11 protein-coding genes and 1 pseudogene are annotated in these 16,920 nt (G+C 71.4%); 6 read left to right on the top strand and 6 right to left on the bottom strand.

All coding sequences use genetic code 11. The annotated features are described in order from the left end of the window. Positions 1-87 precede the first annotated feature (87 nt). The 5 genes from AOK00_RS29365 (at position 88) to AOK00_RS29345 (ending at position 7,262) form a co-directional block, all read left to right on the top strand. Positions 88-882: an ATP-binding cassette domain-containing protein gene (locus AOK00_RS29365; protein WP_030322939.1), complete on the top strand. Its 795-nt coding sequence runs from the start codon at positions 88-90 to the stop codon at positions 880-882. After that, positions 879-2,198 (top strand): sugar ABC transporter permease, encoded by a 1,320-nt coding sequence (locus tag AOK00_RS29360; protein ID WP_055603261.1) that lies wholly within the window; start codon positions 879-881, stop codon positions 2,196-2,198. The genes AOK00_RS29365 and AOK00_RS29360 overlap by 4 nt, the downstream gene beginning before the upstream one ends. Positions 2,199-2,501: 303 nt before the next feature. Then, positions 2,502-4,421, top strand: a complete 1,920-nt coding sequence (gene dxs / locus AOK00_RS29355) for a 1-deoxy-D-xylulose-5-phosphate synthase (protein WP_055603260.1) — start codon at positions 2,502-2,504, stop codon at positions 4,419-4,421. Between the two features lie 121 nt (positions 4,422-4,542). After that, positions 4,543-6,057 carry an amino acid permease gene (locus AOK00_RS29350; protein WP_055603259.1) on the top strand — a complete coding sequence of 505 codons (1,515 nt, stop codon included), beginning with the start codon at positions 4,543-4,545 and terminating at the stop codon, positions 6,055-6,057. A gap of 110 nt (positions 6,058-6,167) precedes the next feature. Then, entirely contained in the window at positions 6,168-7,262 is a 1,095-nt protein-coding gene (locus AOK00_RS29345) for a hypothetical protein (RefSeq protein WP_055603258.1), read from the top strand. A gap of 191 nt (positions 7,263-7,453) precedes the next feature. Here AOK00_RS29345 and AOK00_RS29340 read toward each other — a convergent pair whose 3' ends face one another. The 5 genes and pseudogenes from AOK00_RS29340 to AOK00_RS29320 form a co-directional block, all read right to left on the bottom strand. After that, a complete protein-coding gene (locus AOK00_RS29340; RefSeq protein ID WP_055603257.1) occupies positions 7,454-9,592 on the bottom strand; it encodes a 3-hydroxyacyl-CoA dehydrogenase NAD-binding domain-containing protein in 2,139 nt (712 codons plus the stop codon). Beyond that, entirely contained in the window at positions 9,589-10,803 is a 1,215-nt protein-coding gene (locus AOK00_RS29335) for a thiolase family protein (protein WP_030322947.1), read from the bottom strand. The genes AOK00_RS29340 and AOK00_RS29335 overlap by 4 nt, the downstream gene beginning before the upstream one ends. 413 nt (positions 10,804-11,216) lie before the next feature. Next, positions 11,217-12,499, bottom strand: a pseudogene (locus AOK00_RS29330) (HRDC domain-containing protein). An 82-nt stretch (positions 12,500-12,581) separates the two neighbouring features. Next, a complete protein-coding gene (locus AOK00_RS29325) occupies positions 12,582-13,247 on the bottom strand; it encodes a response regulator transcription factor (protein WP_015037008.1) in 666 nt (221 codons plus the stop codon). Between the two features lie 269 nt (positions 13,248-13,516). Further along, positions 13,517-14,218: a DUF3000 domain-containing protein gene (locus AOK00_RS29320; RefSeq protein ID WP_055603256.1), complete on the bottom strand. Its 702-nt coding sequence runs from the start codon at positions 14,216-14,218 to the stop codon at positions 13,517-13,519. Between the two features lie 90 nt (positions 14,219-14,308). On the opposite strand from AOK00_RS29320, the gene hemE reads away from it, so the two are divergent. Continuing rightward, positions 14,309-15,385, top strand: coding sequence for a uroporphyrinogen decarboxylase (gene hemE, locus AOK00_RS29315; RefSeq protein WP_055603255.1), 1,077 nt, complete (start codon positions 14,309-14,311; stop codon positions 15,383-15,385). A gap of 61 nt (positions 15,386-15,446) precedes the next feature. Here hemE and AOK00_RS29310 read toward each other — a convergent pair whose 3' ends face one another. Next, positions 15,447-16,820: an FAD-dependent oxidoreductase gene (locus tag AOK00_RS29310; protein WP_055603254.1), complete on the bottom strand. Its 1,374-nt coding sequence runs from the start codon at positions 16,818-16,820 to the stop codon at positions 15,447-15,449. Positions 16,821-16,920 lie beyond the last annotated feature (100 nt).

Below are 16,920 nucleotides of genomic sequence, written 5' to 3'. Positions count from 1 at the left end.
CCGGGGGCCGGACGAGCTCAGCCCCCCCTCGAACTTTGGCGCTGCACCGGCGGCGCGACATGCCGCCGCCCGCGGGCGGCGAAGGAGTTGGTTCACGTGTCCCAGACGCAGGCGCCCGTGCTGGCGTTGCGCGGGATCTTCAAGCGGTTCGGAGCGGTTCAGGTCCTCTCCGGTGTCGATCTCGAAGTCCACGCAGGAGAGGTCGTCGCGCTCGTCGGCGACAACGGAGCGGGTAAGTCCACGCTGGTCAAGACGATCGCCGGTGTGCACCCGATCGACGAGGGCGTCATCGAGTGGGAGGGCGAGCAGGTCGAGATCCAGCGCCCGCACGACTCGCAGAACCTCGGTGTCGCGACCGTCTACCAGGACCTCGCGCTCTGCGACAACCTCGACGTCGTCGCCAACCTGTTCCTCGGCCGCGAGATCAAGAAGGGCGGCGTCCTCGACGAGGTCGCCATGGAGAAGCGGGCCAAGGACCTGCTCTCCACGCTCTCGATCCGCATCCCCAGCGTCCGCATCCCCGTCGCCGCGCTCTCCGGCGGTCAGCGCCAGGTCGTCGCCATCGCGCGCGCCCTGGTCGGCGACCCCAAGATCGTGATCCTCGACGAGCCGACCGCCGCCCTCGGCGTCGAGCAGACCGCCCAGGTCCTCGACCTGGTCGAGCGGCTGCGCGAGCAGGGCCTCGGCGTCATCCTCATCAGCCACAACATGGCCGATGTGAAGGCCGTCGCCGACACCGTGGCCGTGCTCCGCCTGGGCCGCAACAACGGCACCTTCCCGGTCGCCACCACCACGCACGAAGAGATCATCGCCGCGATCACCGGTGCCACGGACAACGCCGTGACCCGCCGTCAGGCCCGCAACGCGGAGGTAGCGAAGTGAGCAACACCCCTCCCACCGCGAGCGAAGAGGCAGCGGTGCCCGAGCCCCGTACCCCCGACGAGACGACCCCGGTCAGCGAGGTCCCGGCCGCCGCCGCGATCCCCGCCGTCGACCCCCGCCTCCTCGTCCGCGAGCAGGGCTTCAAGGGTTACGTCGAGGAGTTCAAGCGCAAGATCCGCTCCGGTGAGATCGGCTCGCTGCCCGTCGTCGTCGGCCTGATCGTCATCGGCATCGTCTTCCAGGCGCTCACCGGCAACTTCATCACCTCGTACAACCTCGACCAGATCACGCTGTACGCGGTCGGCCCCGGCATCATGGCCGTCGGCATCGTCTTCGTGCTGCTGCTCGGCGAGATCGACCTCGCCGTCGGCTCCGTGGCGGGTCTGGCCGGCTCGGTCTGGGGCGTCCTCGGCACCGACATGCCGGACGGCCTCGCGATCCTCCTCGGCATCCTGTCCGGCACCCTCCTCGGCGCCTTCCACGGTCTGGTCTTCGCCAAGATCGGCGTGCCCGCCTTCGTCGTCACGCTCGCGGGCTTCCTCGGCTGGGCCGGTCTCCAGACCTGGGTGATGGGTGACAAGTCCACCATCCCCACGCCGATCGGCAGCTTCGTCGCCGACCTCACCAAGTACTACTTCTCCGACGTCGCCGCCGCCTACGGCCTCGCCGTGGCCGTCGTCGCCGCGTTCTACCTCGCCCAGCTGCGCGACTCCCGCCGCCGCAAGTCCGCCGAGCTGCCGCACCGCCCGCAGAGCGAGATCGTCCTGCGCACCGCCGTCCTCGCGGTCCTGGTCCTCGTCGCCGCGTACGGCTTCAACCAGGAGCAGGGCCTGCCGCTCTCCCTGGTGATCTTCCTGGTCATCCTGCTCGTCACCGACTTCGTGCTGCGCCGCACCACGTACGGCCGCCAGGTCTTCGCCGTCGGCGGTGGCATCGAGGCCGCCCGCCGCGCCGGTATCAACGTCTCGTGGATCCGGATCTCGGTGTTCATGATCTCCGGCACGATGGGCGCGATCGGCGGTCTGTTCCTCGCCTCCGCGACCGGCGGCGCCGACCGCTCCCTCGGTGGCGGCAACCAGCTGATGATGTGCATCGCCGCGGCGGTCATCGGCGGTACGTCCCTGTTCGGCGGACGCGGCAAGGTCTGGTCGGCGCTCCTCGGCATCCTGGTCATCCAGTCGATCGTCCAGGGCCTCAACCAGATGAACCTGTCCTCGAACGCGATCCAGTACATGATCACCGGAGCGGTCCTGCTCATCGCCGTGATCATCGACTCGGTCTCCCGCAAGACGCAGAAGACGGCAGGACGCGCCTAGGTCGTGTCCGGAAAGTCCCGCCCTGGCGCTGCTTTCCGGACACGACCCGGGACCCCGTCCCGCGCGCGTAACGCTCGCCACACCGCCCGGCGCCGTGAAACCGGCGCCGGGCACTGCTGCGTCCGGAGCAGTACCCCGACCCGCGGGGAGCCGTACGGATCAGCGTTCAGAGCCGTACAGATCAGCGACATGTAGGCCGTGAGGGTGACGCGTCACCCCCCGGCCCGATGCCCACGATCCAAGACGGAACATTAGACTCGACAAATCGGCAAGCTCGACCAGCTCAAACGCAAGGAGGCACGGGTGGCTCTGCTGACCCGTATCAGGGGACCGCGAGATCTGGACCGGCTCTCCCCGGAACAGCTGGATCAGCTGGCCGACGAGATCAGGACGTTCCTCGTGGACGCCGTCTCCAAGACCGGCGGGCACCTCGGGCCCAACCTCGGCGTGGTCGAGCTGACCATCGCCCTGCACCGCGTGTTCGACTCCCCGAAGGACAAGGTCCTCTGGGACACCGGCCACCAGAGCTACGTCCACAAGCTGCTCACGGGCCGCCAGGACTTCTCGAAGCTCAAGATGAAGGGCGGCCTCTCCGGCTACCCCTCGCAGGCCGAGTCCGAGCACGACGTCATCGAGAACTCGCACGCCTCCACGGTCCTCGGCTGGGCCGACGGCCTCGCGAAGGCCAACGAGGTCCTCAAGAAGGACGACCACGTCGTCGCCGTCATCGGCGACGGGGCCCTCACGGGCGGCATGGCCTGGGAGGCGCTGAACAACATCGCCGCCGCCAAGGACCGCCCGCTCGTCATCGTCGTCAACGACAACGAGCGCTCCTACGCGCCCACCATCGGCGGCCTCGCCAACCACCTGGCGACCCTGCGCACCACCGACGGCTACGAGCGCTTCCTCGCCCGCGGCAAGGACATCCTGGAGCGCACGCCCGTCGTCGGGAAGCCGCTCTACGAGACCCTGCACGGCGCCAAGAAGGGCCTCAAGGACTTCATCGCCCCGCAGGGCATGTTCGAGGACCTCGGCCTCAAGTACGTCGGCCCCATCGACGGCCACGACATCGAGGCCCTGGAGTCCGCCCTGACGCGCGCCAAGCGCTTCGGCGGCCCCGTGATCGTCCACTGCCTCACCGAGAAGGGCCGCGGCTACCAGCCGGCCCTCCAGGACGAGGCCGACCGCTTCCACGCCGTCGGCAAGATCCACCCCGACACGGGCCTGCCCATCTCCTCCTCCGGCGCGGACTGGACCGGCGTCTTCGCCCAGGAGATGGTCGCGCTCGGCAAGGAGCGCGCGGACATCGTCGCCATCACGGCGGCCATGCTCCAGCCCGTCGGCCTCGACAAGTTCGCCAAGGCCTTCCCCGAACGGGTCTTCGACGTCGGCATCGCCGAGCAGCACGCCGCGGTCTCCGCGGCGGGCCTCGCCACCGGCGGCCTGCACCCGGTCTTCGCGGTCTACGCGACCTTCCTCAACCGCGCCTTCGACCAGGTCCTGATGGACGTGGCCCTGCACAAGTGCGGCGTCACCTTCGTCCTGGACCGGGCCGGCGTCACCGGCACCGACGGCGCCTCCCACAACGGCATGTGGGACATGTCGATCCTCCAGGTCGTCCCCGGCCTGCGGCTCGCCGCCCCGCGCGACGCCGACCAGGTCCGCGCCCAGCTGCGCGAGGCCGTCGAGGTCACCGACGCCCCCACCGTGGTCCGCTTCTCCAAGGGCGCGGTCGGCCCCGCCGTGCCCGCCCTGCGCCGCGTCGGCGGCATGGACGTGCTCCGCGAGCCCGGCTCGGACCGGCCGGACGTCCTCCTGGTCTCCGTCGGGGCGCTCGCCCCGATGTGCCTGGAGATCGCCGACCTGCTCGACCGGCACGGCATCTCCACCACGGTCGTCGACCCCCGTTGGGTCAAGCCCGTCGACGAGGCCCTCGCCCCGCTCGCCGAGCGTCACCGGGTCGTCGTCACCGTCGAGGACAACAGCCGCGTCGGCGGCGTCGGCTCGGCCGTCGCCCAGGCGCTCCGCGACGCCGGGGTGGACGTTCCGCTGCGTGACTTCGGCATCCCGCCGCGCTTCCTGGACCACGCCTCCCGCGGCGAGGTCATGGCGGAGATCGGCCTGACCGCCCCGGACATCGCCCGGCAGGTCACCGGTCTGGTCTCGCGTCTCGACGGCAGATTCGAGAGCAGCGCGCAGGCCGTGGAGCCCGCCCGCGACTGACCGGCACGGTCACCCCGCGTCACCCAGGGGCCGATCGGCTCACTCTTCGGAGTGCCGATCGGCCCTTTCGCGTGCATTCTGACCACAGGGCGGGCAGCCCCATGGCAGGGAGGTACGACGAGTGAGTACGGACCAGCGGCCACGCGCCAACAACGGCGTCTTCCGGACCAAGACGGTCGAGCAGTCGATCCGCGACACGGAGGAACCGGAGCACGCACTCAAGAAATCCCTGTCCGCATGGGATCTGATGGTGTTCGGCGTCGGCGTCATCATCGGCACCGGCATCTTCGTCCTGACGGGCAAGGTGGCCAAGGAGAACGCCGGCCCGGCGACGGCCCTCGCCTTCATCGCCGCCGGCATTGTGTGCGCACTCGCGGCCCTGTGCTACGCCGAGTTCGCCTCGACGGTGCCGGTGGCGGGATCGGCGTACACCTTCGCGTACGCCTCGATCGGCGAGCTGCCCGCCTGGATCATCGGCTGGGACCTCGTCCTGGAGTTCGCCCTGGGCACGGCGGTGGTCGCCGTCGGCTGGTCGGGCTACGTCCGCTCGCTCATGGACAACATCGACTGGCACCTGCCCGCGGCGCTCGAAGGGCCGGACGCGCCGGGCGGCACCTTCGACATCCTGGCCTTCCTCCTCGTCCTGGTGCTGACGGTCGTCCTCGTCCTCGGCATGAAGCTGTCCGCCCGGATCACCGCGCTCGTCGTGGCGATCAAGGTGACCGTGGTGATGATCGTGATCGTCGCCGGCCTGTTCTTCATCGTCGGCGACAACTACGACCCCTTCATCCCGCCGGCCGTCACCCCCGAGGGCGGCGGTTCCAACTGGGACTCCCCGCTCGTCCAGCTCCTCTTCGGGTACGAGCCGACCAACTTCGGCGTCATGGGCATCTTCACCGCCGCCTCGGTCGTCTTCTTCGCCTTCATCGGCTTCGACGTGGTGGCCACCGCGGCAGAGGAGACCAAGCTGCCCCAGCGCGACATGCCCCGCGGCATCCTCGGCTCGCTCTTCATCTGCACCGTGCTCTACGTGGCCGTCGCGCTGGTCGTCACCGGTATGCAGCACTACTCCGAGCTGTCCGTGAGCGCCCCGCTCGCCGACGCCTTCAAGGCCTCCGGGCATCCCTTCTACGCGGGCGTGATCAGCTTCGGTGCCGCCGTCGGCCTCACCACGGTCTGTCTGATCCTGCTGCTCGGCCAGACCCGGGTGTTCTTCGCGATGAGCCGCGACGGCCTCCTGCCGCGCTTCTTCTCCAAGACGCACCCGCGCTTCAAGACCCCGTACCGGCCGACCATCCTGCTCGGTGTGATCATCGCCATCGTCGCCGGCTTCACCAGCATCAACGAACTCGCGACCCTGGTGAACATCGGCACCCTCTTCGCCTTCGTCGTCGTCGCGTTCGGCGTCATCGTGCTCCGTCGCTCCCGCCCCGACCTGCCGCGCGCCTTCCGCACCCCCTGGGTGCCCGTGCTGCCGATCCTCTCCATCGCCGCCTCGCTCTGGCTGATGCTCAACCTGCCCGGCGAGACCTGGTTCCGGTTCGCGGTCTGGATGGCGATCGGCATCGTCGTGTACTTCCTGTACGGGCGCAGCCACAGCCGGCTCGGGCGGGAAGGCCAGGGCGCGAAGTACTGAGCGGGCCGCAGGGCGGCGATACCGCAGGCGCGGAAGGGACCGTTCGGCGGGGCGACTACAGTCGGCTCGTACCCGAACTCCTTCCGACGACCGGAGTGCTGGATCTCCCCATGGCTAATCGATCCCAGGCGCCCACCGCCCCTTCCGACGGCTCCTCCACCGCCCCCCTCCTCCAGGGTGCCTGGCTGACCAGAGGGGCGGAGGGCCGGTTCAGTGCCTACCTTCCCAGGGACGGAGAGGTGGTGCGCTGGACCGAGCAGCCCGACGGATCCTGGAGCGGACCCGTCTCGCTCGGCGGCCCCGGACCCGCCGGCGGACTCACCCCCTTCCTCGCCGTCGGCCAGGGCGTCGACCGGTACGTCCACCTCGTCGCCCTGCGGCCCACCGCAGGGGGAGAGGGGCACGTCGAGCTGGTCCACAGCGTCCAGTTCCAGACCGGCCGCCCCGCCCTGGAATGGCGCTCGATCGGGCACTCCAACGGCAAGGCGCCGTGGACCGGCAACCCCGCCGTCGCGGTGGACGCCCGGGGCCGCGTGTACGCCTTCATGCGCAACGGCGGTGGCGGACTGAGCGTGCGGGCCCAGAAGGACGCGGGCGGCTGGCACCCCTGGTGGGACCTGATGGGATCGAAGACCGACCCCTCGCCGGTCGCGATCACCAACGGCTCCGGCTTCGTCGAGCTGTTCAGCTCGCACGCCAAGGGCCTCGTCCGCTACGTACAGCGCGAGTCCGGCGGCCGGCCGATCCGCGAGGAGCTGCTCCCGGCGTCGGTGACCATGGGCACCCTGGCGGCCACGACCGGCCCCTCCGGACACGTCACCCTCTTCTACCTGGACCAGGACGGCCAGGTCCGCGCCTGGTCGCCTGAGCGGTCCCTGGAGCCGACGGTGCTCGGCAAGGCGGTCGGCACCGGACGGCTCACCGCCGCCCGCTGTCTCGTCGACGGCTCCGACCGCACGGTCCTCGCCCAGCAGTCCGCCGACGGCCGTCTCGCCCTCGCCGCCTACCCGAGCGAGCAGGAGACCGAGGGCATCCAGTGGTCGGAGACCGGCGAGCGGCACGGCGAGCTCGCCGCCGTCCTCACCCGCGGGGTCGACGGGCGTCTGGTCGCGATGGCCCGGGTCGGCTCCGGCGCCCCGATCACCACCCGTCAGAAGGCGTCGACGGAGGGTCTGGTCCTGGAGGGCTGGCGCTCCATAGGGTGACGTCCCGAGGAGTTCCCCGGGCTCACCGGGGAACTCCCTGAGAGCCGCCCGAGACGGTACGCGAACGGCCCCACGCGCACACTGCCCCCCGCGAACGGCCCCACGCGTAACTCGGCCCCACGCGAACGGCCCCGGCACCTGGAGAAGGTGCCGGGGCCGTTCACGTACGCCCTGGGGCGCGAGGCCGGGTGTTACGCCGGGACGCTCGCCACGCCCTGCGCGAGGAAACGCTTGCCGTTGACGCGCTCGGAGACGCCCTCACGGTCCAGGTACGGCGTGATGCCGCCCAGGTGGAAGGGCCAGCCCGCACCGGTGATCAGGCAGAGGTCGATGTCCTGCGCCTCGGCGACGACACCCTCCTCCAGCATCAGGCCGATCTCCTGCGCCACCGCGTCCAGGACGCGGTCGCGGACCTGCTCCTCGGTCAGGACGGACTCGCCCTGGACGAGGAGGGCGGCGACCTCCGGGTCGAGCTCCGGCTTGAAGCCGTTCTCGGCGTTGTAGACGTAGAAGCCGCGCTTGCCGGCCTCGACGACGCGCTTGAGGTTCGGCGAGACGGTGAAGCGCTCCGGGAAGGCGCGGTTCAGGGTCTCGGAGACGTGCAGACCGATGGCCGGGCCGACGAGCTCCAGCAGGACCAGCGGCGACATCGGCAGGCCGAGGGGCTCGATCGCCTTCTCGGCGGTCTCGACCGACGTGCCCTCGTCGATGACGTTCTGGATCTCGCCCATGAAGCGGGTCAGGATGCGGTTCACGACGAACGCCGGGGCGTCCTTGGTGAGGACCGCGGTCTTCTTCAGCTTCTTGGCGACACCGAAAGCGGTGGCCAGCGAGGCGTCGTCCGTCTGCTCGCCGCGGACGATCTCCAGGAGCGGGAGGATCGCGACCGGGTTGAAGAAGTGGAAGCCGACCACGCGCTCCGGGTGCTGGAGCTTGGAGGCCATCTCCGACACCGACAGCGAGGAGGTGTTGGTGGCGAGGATCGCGTGCGCCGGGGCGACCGCCTCGACCTCCGCGAACACCTTCTGCTTGACGGACATCTCCTCGAACACGGCCTCGATGATGAAGTCCGCGTCCGCGAAGCCCTCGGCCTTGTCCAGGACACCGGAGACCAGGCCCTTGAGACGGTTGGCCTTGTCCTGGTTGATGCGGCCCTTGCCGAGCAGCTTCTCGATCTCGGCGTGGACGTAGCCCACGCCCTTGTCGACGCGCTCCTGGTCGATGTCGGTCAGGACGACCGGCACTTCGAGGCGGCGCAGGAAGAGCAGGGCGAGCTGGGAGGCCATCAGACCGGCGCCGACGACGCCGACCTTGGTGACCGGGCGGGCCAGCGACTTGTCCGGGGCGCCGGCGGGGCGCTTGCCGCGCTTCTGCACCAGGTTGAAGGCGTAGATGCCGGAGCGGAGCTCGCCGCCCATGATCAGGTCCGCGAGGGCCTGGTCCTCGGCGTCGAAGCCCTTCTGCAGGTCGCCGTCCTTGGCGGCCTCGATGATGTCGAGGGCGCGGTAGGCGGCCGGCGCGGCACCGTGGACCTTGGAGTCGGCCACGAGACGGCCCTTGGCGACGGCCTGGTCCCAGGCCTCGCCGCGGTCGATCGCGGGGCGCTCGACCGTCACGGAGCCGTTGAGGACGGAGGCCGTCCAGATCAGCGACTGCTCCAGGAAGTCGGCGCCCTCGAACAGCGCGTCGGCGATGCCGAGCTCGAAGACCTGCTTGCCCTTGAGCTGACGGTTCTGGTTCAGCGAGTTCTCGATGATGATCGAGACGGCCTTCTCGGCGCCGATCAGGTTCGGCAGGATGGCGCAGCCGCCCCAGCCGGGCACCAGACCGAGGAAGACCTCGGGCAGCGAGAAGGCCGGCAGGGCCTTCGACACGGTGCGGTAGGTGCAGTGCAGACCGACCTCGACGCCGCCGCCCATGGCCGCGCCGTTGTAGTACGCGAAGGTCGGGACGGCGAGCGCGGACAGCCGCTTGAAGACGTCGTGGCCGCCCTTGCCGATGGCGAGCGCCTCGTCGTGCTTCTTCAGCAGCTCGACGCCCTTGAGGTCGGCGCCGACGGCGAAGATGAACGGCTTGCCGGTGATGCCGACGCCGGTGATCTCACCGTTCGCGGCCTCGGCCTCGACCTGGTCGATCGCCGTGTTCAGGTTGGCGAGCGACTGCGGGCCGAAGGTGGTCGGCTTGGTGTGGTCGAAGCCGTTGTCCAGCGTGATCAGGGCGAACCGGCCCGCACCCGCGGGCAGTTCGAAGTGCCGTACGTGGGCGCTCGTGACGACCTCGTCGGGGAAGAGCTCCGCGGCGCCCTTCAGAAGCTCGGCGGTGGTGCTCACTTGCCCTCCCAGTGGGGGTTTTCCCAGATGACCGTGGCGCCCATGCCGAAGCCGACGCACATCGTGTTGAGGCCGTAGCGGACCTGCGGGTTCTCCTCGAACTGGCGGGCCAGCTGCGTCATCAGACGGACGCCGGAGGAGGCGAGCGGGTGACCGTAGGCGATGGCGCCGCCGTACTGGTTGACGCGGGCGTCGTCGTCGGCGATGCCGTAGTGCTCCAGGAAGGCGAGGACCTGGACCGCGAAGGCCTCGTTGATCTCGAAGAGGTCGATGTCCTCGATGGACAGACCGGCCTTCGCGAGGGCCTTCTCGGTCGCCGGGATCGGGCCGTAGCCCATGACCTCGGGCTCGACGCCGGCGAAGGCGTACGAGACGAGGCGCATCTTCACCGGGAGGTCGTTCTCGCGGGCGAAGTCCTCGGAGGCGATGATCGAGGCGGTGGCACCGTCGTTGAGACCGGCCGCGTTGCCCGCGGTGACGTTGCCGTGGACGCGGAACGGCGTCTTCAGGTTGGCCAGCGACTCCAGGGTGGTGCCCGGGCGCATCGGCTCGTCGGCGGTGACCAGGCCCCAGCCGGTCTCACCGGTGGAGGCGTCGGTGCGGCGGACCGAGATCGGCACCAGGTCCTGCTGGATCTTGCCGTCGGCGTACGCCTTGGCGGCCTTCTCCTGCGAGCGCACGGCGTACTCGTCGGCGCGCTGCTTGGTGATGCTCGGGTAGCGGTCGTGCAGGTTCTCGGCGGTCATGCCCATGAACAGGGCGGACTCGTCGACCAGCTTCTCGCTCACGAACCGCGGGTTCGGGTCGACGCCCTCGCCCATGGGGTGGCGGCCCATGTGCTCGACGCCACCGGCGATGACGGCGTCGTAGGCGCCGAAGGCGATCGAACCGGCGACCGAGGTGACGGCGGTCAGCGCGCCGGCACACATGCGGTCGATGGAGTAGCCCGGCACCGACTGCGGCAGCCCGGCGAGGATGCCCGCCGTGCGGCCGAGGGTCAGACCCTGGTCACCGATCTGCGTGGTCGCGGCGATGGCGACCTCGTCAATCTGCGCGGGGTCGAGGCCGGGGTTGCGGCGCAGCAGCTCCCGGATGGCCTTGACGACGAGATCGTCGGCGCGGGTCTCGTGGTAGATGCCCTTCGGGCCCGCCTTGCCGAACGGGGTGCGGACGCCGTCGACGAAGACGACGTCCCTGACGGTACGAGGCACGATGGCTCTCCTCCAGGGTGCGGGATGGCACTGCTGCGGCACACGCCTAAGCGTGCGCTTGCTTCCCCCATGCTACTTGTGGGTAACCAAGCTGCCCAGCCCCTGGGGCCCAAGCGGCGAAGGTCACACCCCGAGGATGCCACCAGGCCGACCGCACGCCCCTCGCGCACGCCCGTCTGTCCGGACGGTCCGGCAACCCGATGGGCCCAGGGCGGCGGCCGCGTCGCGGCGCCGGCGTCCGTCGCCGGGCGGAGGCCGGCCCGGGGCGACGGCCGCGTCGGGGCACGGCCGCCAGTCGGCGGGCGGAGGCCGGTACCGGCCGCGGCACGAGGCCGCTGCCCCGCCCATGGAAAGGGCGGAGCCCCTGGCGGTTCTCACCGCCAGGGGCTCCGTCCAGGGGCTCTCCGAGCCAGTCACGCGGTCGCGGTCAGCGCCTTCACCAGGAGCGGCGTCACCAGGCCGACCTGCCAGGGGCGCGCACCGTGGCCCGTGAGGGCGGCGGCGACGCCGTCCGCGTCGGCCGGGGCCGGCGGCTCCCAGCAGACCCGGCGCACCGTGTCCGGGGTGATCAGGTTCTCCTGCGGCAGGTTCAGCTCCTCCGCGAGGGCCGAGACCGCCGCGCGCGCCGCCGACAGGCGGGCCGCCGCGACCGGGTCCTTGTCCGCCCAGGCGCGCGGCGGGGGCGGGCCGGCCACCTGCTGGCCCGGCTGGGGCAGCTCGCTCTCGGGCAGGGCACGGGCGCGGTCGACGGCCGCCTGCCACTGCTCCAGCTGACGGCGGCCCGTCCGGTGGCCGTAGCCGGGCAGCGCCATGAGCGCGGTCACGTTCACCGGCACCGCGAGCGCCGCCTCCACGATCGCCGCGTCGCTCAGCACCTTGCCGGGGGAGACGTCCCGCCGCTGGGCGACCTTGTCACGGGCCGTCCACAGCTCGCGTACGACCGCCATCTGGCGACGGCGCCGCACCTTGTGCATGCCGGAGGTGCGCCGCCACGGGTCCTTGCGCGGCGGGGCGGGCGGGGCCGAGGCGATCGCGTCGAACTCCTGGTGTGCCCACTCGAGCTTGCCCTGCCGGTCGAGCTCCTTCTCCAGGGCGTCCCGCAGGTCGACGAGGAGTTCCACGTCGAGGGCCGCGTACCGCAGCCAGGGCTCGGGCAGCGGCCTGGTGGACCAGTCCACGGCGGAGTGGCCCTTCTCCAGGGCGTAGCCCAGGACGGACTCGACCATCGCGCCGAGGCCGACGCGCGGGAAGCCCGCGAGCCGCCCGGCGAGCTCGGTGTCGAACAGCGAGGTCGGGAGCATGCCTATGTCGCGCAGGCACGGAAGGTCCTGGGTCGCGGCGTGCAGGATCCACTCGGTTCCGGCGAGCGCGTCGCCGAGTCCGGAGAGGTCGGGGCAGCCCACCGGGTCGATGAGCGCGGTCCCCGCGCCCTCGCGGCGGAGCTGGACGAGATAGGCGCGCTGGCCGTACCGGTAGCCGGAGGCGCGCTCGGCGTCCACGGCGACGGGGCCGCGGCCGGCCGCGAAGGCGGCGATCACCTCGGCGAGGGCGTCCTCGGTCTCGACGACGGGCGGAATCCCCTCGCGGGGCTCCAGCAACGGGATCGGAAGCCCATTCGCAGGGACATCGTCGTCCGGGGGCCGCCCCCGGTGGTGCGCAGTGCTGTGTCTGCTGCGGTCTCTTGGGCGTCGGTCACCTGTCAAGGGTATCGGTGAACGGCAAGCGCCTGTCGACGGAACGTTCCGTCGACAGGCGCCGGCTTCTCGTCGAGAGCTCCGTCAGTGGATGATCCCCGTCCGCAGGGCGACGGCGACCATGCCGGCGCGGTCGCCGGTGCCCAGCTTGCGGGCGATCCGGGCGAGGTGGCTCTTCACGGTGAGGGCCGAGAGGCCCATGGAGACGCCGATCGCCTTGTTCGACTGGCCCTCCGCGACGAGCCGGAGCACCTCGACCTCACGGCCGGAGAGCTCGCGGTAGCCGCCCGGGTGGCTCGGGGCACCCGGGGGGCGGCGGTGGCCGAGCCGCGCGGCCGCGGCGCCGATGGGGGCGGCGCCGGGTCGGGTCGGGTGGCCGATGTTCGTACGGGTGCCGGTGACGACATAGCCCTTCACGCCGCCCGCGAGGGCGTTGCGCACGGCACCGATGTCGTCCGCCGCCGAGAGGGCGAGGCCGTTGGGCCAGCCCGCGGCGCGGGTCTCGGACAGCAGGGTCAGGCCGCTGCCGTCGGGCAGGTGGACGTCGGCAACGCAGATGTCGCGCGGGTTGCCGACGCGGGGACGTGCCTCCGCGATGGAAGAAGCCTCGATCACGTCGCGTACTCCGAGGGCCCACAGGTGGCGGGTCACGGTGGAGCGGACGCGCGGGTCGGCCACGACGACCATGGCCGTCGGCTTGTTCGGGCGGTAGGCGACCAGGCTTGCGGGCTGCTCGAGGAGAACGGACACCAGGCCTCCTGGGGGGAAGGGTGCGGGACGGAGCCGGCTCGGGGAAGAAGCCGGGGGCGAACCCGTGCTGTGAAGGGGTCACTGGTTCCTTCGGCAGCTGGGCCGCCCGCCTTTAGGGAAAGATCACGATTTGGTGAGTAACAATTAGTGCAATTCGGACACGTGATCGATCATCCTACGAGCGGGCCCCCTCGTGTCACCCCTGAGAGGGAGTGCCGGCGCCGTCGTTCGGACACGCCGAAGGACGAAGGTTGGCTTGATCCCACCGCTCAGGCCTGCTGCGGCCCCCGCCGCTGGGGCAGCGAGACGATCCCCGCGCCCGACACCGTCCCCGCCGCGCCCGTCGCCTGGTCGGCCGGCACGGGCGGCAGCCCCGCGATCTGGCAGAGCAGATCGCACCAGGCCGCCAGATGCGCCCCCGTGTCCGGCACCCCGCCCAGACCCTCACGCGGCGTCCAGGACGCCCGGATCTCGATCTGCGTCGCCGGCCTGCGGTCCGCGAGACCGCCGAAGTAGTGCGAGCCCGCCATCGTGACCGTGCCGCTCGCCTCCCCGTACGCGAGCCCCCGGGCCTCCATGGCCCCGGTCAGCCAGGACCAGCACACCTCGGGCAGCAGCGGATCCGCCGCCATCTCCGGCTCCAGCTCCGCCCGGACCAGTGTCACAAGGCGGAACGTGCCCTTCCAGGCCTCGTGGCCGTCCGGGTCGTGCAGCAGCACGAGCCGCCCGTCCGCGAGGTCCTCCTCGCCGTCCACGACGGCCGCCTCGACCGCGTACGCATGAGGGGCGAGGCGCTGCGGGGGCCTCGTCGGCTCGATCTCGATCTCGGGCCGCAGCCGCGCCGAACGCAGCGCCTCCACCGCCCTGCGGAACGCGGGGGGTACCGGGTTCGCCTCCGTACTGTCCGCCGTTTCGTCCGTCCCTCGATCGCCGTCGGAATGATCGGAAAAATGTCCCTGAGCCGCAGCCATGCGGGGAAGAGTAGGCGGAACGGGGCCTCTGTGCAGGGAGGACACCCGGCCCGGACGAGCGGCTTCCCGCCACATGCGAAGATTCTGGGCGTGAGTGCCAACGATCGCCCGCAGGGCCAGCAGACGAAGCAGCAGTCGCGGACGTACGACTCCGCGTTCCTCAAGGCATGCCGGCGGGAGCCCGTGCCGCACACCCCCGTCTGGTTCATGCGGCAGGCCGGGCGCTCGCTCCCCGAGTACCTGAAGGTGCGCGAGGGCATCCCCATGCTCGAGTCCTGCATGCGGCCCGAGCTGGTCACCGAGATCACCCTCCAGCCCGTCCGCCGCCACAAGGTCGACGCCGCGATCTACTTCAGCGACATCGTCGTCCCCCTCAAGGCCATCGGCCTCGACCTCGACATCAAGCCCGGCGTCGGCCCCGTCGTCGCCGACCCGATCCGCACCCGCGCCGACCTGGACCGGCTGCGCGACCTGACCCCCGAGGACGTCCACTACGTCACCGAGGCCATCGGGATGCTCACCGAGGAGCTGGGCGACACCCCGCTCATCGGCTTCGCGGGCGCGCCTTTCACCCTCGCGAGCTACCTCGTCGAGGGTGGCCCTTCGCGCAGCCACGAGCGCACCAAGGCGATGATGTACGGCGACCCGCAGCTGTGGGCCGATCTGCTCGACCGCCTCGCCGAGATCACCTCGGCCTTCCTCAAGGTCCAGATCGAGGCCGGCGCCTCCGCCGTCCAGCTCTTCGACTCCTGGGTCGGCGCCCTCGCCCCGGCGGACTACCGGCGCTCGGTGATGCCGGCCTCCGTGAAGGTGTTCGACGCGGTCGCCGGGTACGGCGTCCCGCGCATCCACTTCGGCGTCGGTACGGGCGAGCTGCTCGGCCTCATGGGCGAGGCCGGCGCGGACGTCGTCGGCGTCGACTGGCGCGTTCCGCTCGACGAGGCCGCCCGCCGCGTCGGCCCCGGCAAGGCGCTCCAGGGCAACCTGGACCCGGCCGTGCTGTTCGCCGGGCGCGAGGTCGTCGAGGCCAAGACGGACGAGGTCCTGGCCGCCGCGAAGAACCTCGACGGACACGTCTTCAACCTGGGCCACGGCGTCATGCCGTCGATGGACCCGGACGCCCTGACCCGCCTCGTGGACTACGTGCACACCCGGACCGCGGTCTGACGCACCCGCCACGCCCGTCCGACGGCCGCCGGGGGAGACCCCGGCGGCCGTCGTGCTGTCGTCAGCCCGCCGCCCGGACCGCCGCCGTCGCCTTGCGGGCCGCGATCAGGACCGGGTCCCACACCGGCGAGAACGGCGGCGCGTACCCCAGGTCCAGCGCCGTCATCCGCTCCACCGTCATCCCCGCGGTCAGCGCGACGGCCGCGATGTCCACCCGCTTCGCCGCGCCCTCCCGGCCCACGATCTGCACCCCGAGCAGCCGGCCAGTGCGCCGCTCGGCCGTCATCTTCACCGTCATCGCCGCGGCCCCCGGGTAGTACCCGGCCCGGGACGTCGACTCCACGGTCACCGTCACGTACCGCAGCCCCACCTCCCGCGCGTCCTTCTCCCGCAGGCCGGTCCGGGCGAGCTCCAGGTCGCAGACCTTGGACACCGCCGTGCCCACGACCCCGGGGAACGTCGCGTAGTCGCCGCCGACGTTGGACCCGATGACCTGGCCGTGCTTGTTCGCGTGCGTCCCCAGCGGCACGTACCGCTCGCGGCCCGAGACCAGGTCCAGGACCTCCACGCAGTCACCGCCCGCCCAGATGTTCTCGTGGCCGCGGACCCGCATCGCCGGATCGGTGAGCAGCCCGCCGTGCGCCCCCAGGGGCAGCCCCGCCGCGCGGGCGAGCGAGGTCTCCGGCACCACACCCATGCCCAGGACGACCACGTCCGCCGGGTACTCGGCCCCGTCCGTCGCCACCGCCCTCACCCGGCCTCCCGCACCGGTGAGGATCTTCGTGACCTCCGCCGAGGCGACCGTCGTGATCCCCAGACCGTCCATCGCCCGGTGCACCAGACGGCCCATGTCCGGGTCCAGGGTCGCCATCGGCTGCTCGCCCCGGTGCAGGACCGTGACCTCGTAGCCCCGGTTGAGGAGCGCCTCGGCCATCTCCACGCCGATGTAGCCCGCGCCGACCACGACCGCCCGGCGCCCCGGCGTCGCGTCCAGCGAGTCGAGCAGCGCCTGCCCGTCGTCCAGCGTCTGCACCCCGTGCACCCCGGGAGCGTCGATCCCCGGCAGCGCCGGCCGCTTGGGCCGGGCGCCCGTCGCGACCACGAGCTTGTCGTAGCCCGTCCAGGTCTCCGTGCCGGCCTCCAGGTCCCGTGCGAGGACCCGCTGACCGGGCACGTCGATCGCCGTCACCTCCGTCCGCGTCCGCAGGTCGATGGCGCGCGCCCGGTGTTCCTCGGGGGAGCGCGCGATCAGCGCGTCGCGTGTGGCGACGTCACCGCCGACCCAGTACGGGATGCCGCAGGCCGAGTACGAGGAGAAGTGACCGCGCTCGAACGCGACGATCTCCAGCTCCTTCGGCCCCTTGAGCCTGCGCGCCTGCGACGCGGCGGACATCCCCGCCGCGTCGCCACCGATGACCACCAGTCGTTGCCTCATGGGGACAGCGTATTTTTCGGGCTCACTCGTCGGGCGTCTCCGGGGGCACGGGGGCTCCCGCGGCGTTGCGGCGAGCGGCGGGGACGGCGGGCGGGGCCCC

The organism is Streptomyces aureus (assembly GCF_001418135.1).
Lineage (GTDB): Bacteria > Actinomycetota > Actinomycetes > Streptomycetales > Streptomycetaceae > Streptomyces > Streptomyces aureus_A.
This window is presented reverse-complemented; position numbering and strand designations above follow the sequence as displayed.

Bases quoted from the DNA above. Each gene is read 5' to 3' on its own strand.
- AOK00_RS29310 (WP_055603254.1), bottom strand. From the start codon at position 16,820: ATGAGGCAACGACTGGTGGTCATCGGTGGCGACGCGGCGGGGATGTCC.
- AOK00_RS29320 (WP_055603256.1), bottom strand. From the start codon at position 14,218: ATGGCTGCGGCTCAGGGACATTTTTCCGATCATTCCGACGGCGATCGA.
- AOK00_RS29345 (WP_055603258.1), top strand. From the start codon at position 6,168: ATGGCTAATCGATCCCAGGCGCCCACCGCCCCTTCCGACGGCTCCTCC.